This is a genomic window from Mycobacterium sp. E183 (assembly GCF_001667735.1).
GTDB lineage: Bacteria > Actinomycetota > Actinomycetes > Mycobacteriales > Mycobacteriaceae > Mycobacterium.
The window spans coordinates 1-3597 of the sequence record NZ_LZJN01000166.1 but is presented as its reverse complement, the minus strand read 5'-3'; the positions used below and the strand labels follow the sequence as shown (position 1 = coordinate 3597).

Sequence of the window (3597 nt, the reverse complement as noted above, 5' to 3'; positions counted from 1 at the left end):
CTCCTCCATCTCCGGCCTCACCGGTTCGCGGTGGCTGGCCCACTACACCGCCACCAGCGGCTACCTGGACGCCCTGGTGTACGCCCGGCGCAGCCTGGGGCTCGCGGCCACCACGGTCAACTGGGGATTGTGGAAATTACTGGCCGACAGCGACGGTGATGCCGGTCAGGTCAGCGTCGGAACCGGCCTGGTGCCCATGGACGACGAGACCGCCATCACGGCACTTCCCCTGGTGTCGAGTCCCGCCGCCGGGGCGCATTCGGTTGTGGTAGACGCGGATTGGCCGCTGCTGGCGGAGGCCTATCGGATCCGCGGCGCACTGCACATCGTCGACGACCTGCTTCCGGACTCGGCGGGCGCCGCCCTGATCCCGGCGAAGGACTGGTCGCACCTGACACCTGCGCAGGTGCGCCGGGAGCTGGAAAGCGGGCTGCGCGGCATCGTCGCCCGGGAACTGCGGATTCCCGAACCGGAGCTGGAAAGCGATCGGCCACTCGCCGAGCTCGGCCTGAACTCGCTGGGCGCCATGGCGATTCGCCGGGAGGCGGAGACCTTGGTGGGTGTTGAAATCTCGACCACCATGCTGTTCAATCACCCCACCGTCGCCGCGCTGGCGGACCAGCTCACCAAAATGGTCGCGCCCGAAGGGGATTCGGGACATGACGAGATCGCGGCGTTGTCCGCCTCGGCGGGAAGCACGCTGGACAGTTTGTTCGACCGCATCGAGTCGTCCTCCGTCACCGCCGAGGAGCCCGCGTAATGCGCAGTCTCTTCAGCCGCGTCTCGGACATGACGGCGCAGCAGCGCACCGCTCTGTCCGAAGAATTCGCCCGTGCCGCCCGCACCGTGACGGCCGAACCCATCGCTGTGGTGGGGATCGGTTGCCGATTCCCCGGCGAGGTGACCGGACCGGACAGCTTCTGGGAGTTGTTGGTCGAGGGCCGGAATGCGATCTCCGGGATCCCGTCGGATCGGTGGGACGCCGAGGCCTTCTACAGCCCCGACCCCTTGACGCCCGGTCACATGACGACCAAGTGGGGCGGCTTCGTGCCCGACATCGCGGGGTTCGACGCCGAGTTCTTCGGCATCACCCCGCGCGAAGCCGCATCGATGGACCCGCAGCAGCGGATGGTGCTCGAGGTCGCCTGGGAGGCGCTCGAACATGCCGGCATTCCAACGGATTCACTGGCCGACACCCGAACAGGCGTGATGATCGGCGCCTACTTCAACGAATACCAGTCCATGCTGGCGGCCGGCCCGGAGCAGGTGGACGCCTATACCGGAACCGGCAACTCCCACAGCATCACCGCGGGCCGGATCTCCTACCTGTTGGGGTTGCGTGGGCCTGCGGTGGCGGTGGACACCGCCTGCTCGTCGTCGTTGGCGGCGATCCACCTGGCCTGCCAGAGCCTGCGGTCCCGCGAGAGCGACCTGGCGCTGGCCGGCGGGGTCAGCGCGACGCTGCGGCCCGAGACCCAGATCGCCATCTCGGCTTGGGGATTGTTGTCGCCGCAGGGTAGGTGCGCGACGTTCGACGCGGCGGCGGACGGGTTCGTCCGCGGCGAGGGCGCGGGGGTCGTGGTGCTCAAGCGGCTGACCGACGCGGTGCGCGACGGCGATCGAGTGCTGGCCGTGGTGCGGGGTTCGGCGGTCAACCAGGACGGGCGCTCCAACGGCATCACCGCGCCCAACACGGCCGCCCAATGCGATGTGATCGCCGACGCGTTGCGGTCGGCCGACATCGCACCGGAAAGCGTCAACTACGTGGAGGCCCACGGAACGGGGACGGCGCTCGGGGATCCGATCGAATTCGAAGCGCTGGCAGCCACTTACGGGCGCGGCCCGGGCTCGTGCGCGCTCGGCGCGGTGAAGACCAACATCGGCCACCTGGAGGCGGCGTCCGGGGTGGCCGGGTTCATCAAGGCGGTGCTGGCGGTGCAGCGCGGGCAGATCCCGCCGAACCTGCACTTCTCGCAGTGGAATCCGGCGATCGACGCGTCGTCGACCCGGCTCTTCGTGCCCGTCGAGAACATCGAATGGCCGTCCGATGCGGGTCCTCGCCGGGCGGCGGTGTCGTCGTTCGGTCTCGGCGGGACGAACGCGCACGCCATCGTCGAGCAGGGCCCTGGGTTGGCGCCGGTCGACGACGCCGGCCCCGACGGCGGGGTGTCGACGTTGGTGGTGTCGGGTAAGACGGCGCGGCGGGTGGCGGCGACGGCGTCGGTGCTGGCCGAGTGGATGCAGGGTGGCGGGGCCGGGGTCGCCCTCGGCGATGTGGCGCACACCCTCAACCATCACCGGGCCCGGCAGGCGCGATTTGGCACGGTGGTCGCCCGCGACCGTGCCCAGGCGGTGGCCGGGCTGCGGGCACTGGGGGGTGGCCAGCACGCCCCCGGGGTGGTGTTGCCCCGCGAGGGCGCGGTCGGGCCGGGCACGGTGTTCGTCTACTCCGGGCGCGGGTCGCAGTGGGCCGGCATGGGCCGCCTGCTGCTGGCCGACGAGCCGGCCTTCGCCGCGGCGGTCGACGAGTTGGAGCCCGATTTCGTTGCCCAGGCCGGGTTTTCGCTGCGCGAGGTGATCGCCACCGGCAGCGAACTGGTCGGCATCGAACAGATCCAGCTGGGCCTGATCGGCATGCAGCTGGCGCTGACCGCGCTGTGGCGCGCCCACGGCATCACCCCCGACCTGGTCATCGGCCACTCCATGGGCGAAGTCGCCGCCGCCGTGGTGGCCGGTGCGCTCACGCCCGCCCAGGGATTGCGGGTGACCGCGACGCGATCGCGGTTGATGGCCCCGCTGTCCGGGCACGGCGGCATGGCCCTGCTGGAGCTCGACGCGCCCGCCACCGAGGCGCTGATCGCCGAGCACCCCGAAATCACCCTGGGCATCTACAACTCCCCCCGCCAAACCGTCATCGCCGGACCCACCGACCAGATCGATCAGCTCATCGCCGAGGTCCGCGCCCACAACCGGTTCGCCAGCCGGGTCAACATCGAAGTCTCCCCGCACAACCCGGCCATGGACCCCCTGCAACCCCCGATGCGCGCGGAACTGGCCGACCTGACCCCCCAACCGCCACGCATCCCGATCATCTCCACCACCTACCCCGACCTCGACACCCGCCCGGTCTTCGACGCCGACCACTGGGCCACCAACATGCGCAACCCCGTCCACTTCCACCAAGCCATCGCCCACGCCGGCACCGACCACCACACCTTCATCGAAATCAGCGCACACCCCCTGCTCACCCAAGCCATACTCGACACCCTGCACACCGCCCAGCACGGAAGCAAATACGTCAGCGCCGGCACCCTGCAACGCGATACCGACGACACCATCACCTTCCGCACCAACCTCCACACCGTGCGCGGCAGAGCGCCGATGGCGACCTCGTCGTTCATGGGCACCAGCCCCGAACCCATGCTGACCTGGCCGAATTGGTGCTCGGCGTCGGACAGGGATTTCCACAGTCCCCAGTTGACCGTCGTCGCCGACAATCCCATCACGTGCCGCGCGTACGCCAGGGCGTCCAGGTAGCCGCTGGTGGCGGTGTAGTGGGCCAGCCACCGCGAACCGGTGAGGCCGGAGATGGAGGAG

At 69.8% G+C, this 3597-nt stretch carries 1 protein-coding gene and 1 pseudogene; both read left to right on the top strand.

Translation table 11 applies throughout. The features are described from left to right. Positions 1 to 760 (top strand): beta-ketoacyl reductase (locus A5691_RS19730; RefSeq protein WP_156675513.1); only part of this gene is annotated, 760 nt, incomplete at its 5' end. Further along, a pseudogene (locus A5691_RS19725) lies at positions 760 to 3435 on the top strand (type I polyketide synthase); the annotation flags it as partial. The gene A5691_RS19730 and the pseudogene A5691_RS19725, both read left to right, overlap by 1 nt. Between the last annotated feature and the right edge of the window lie 162 nt (positions 3436 to 3597).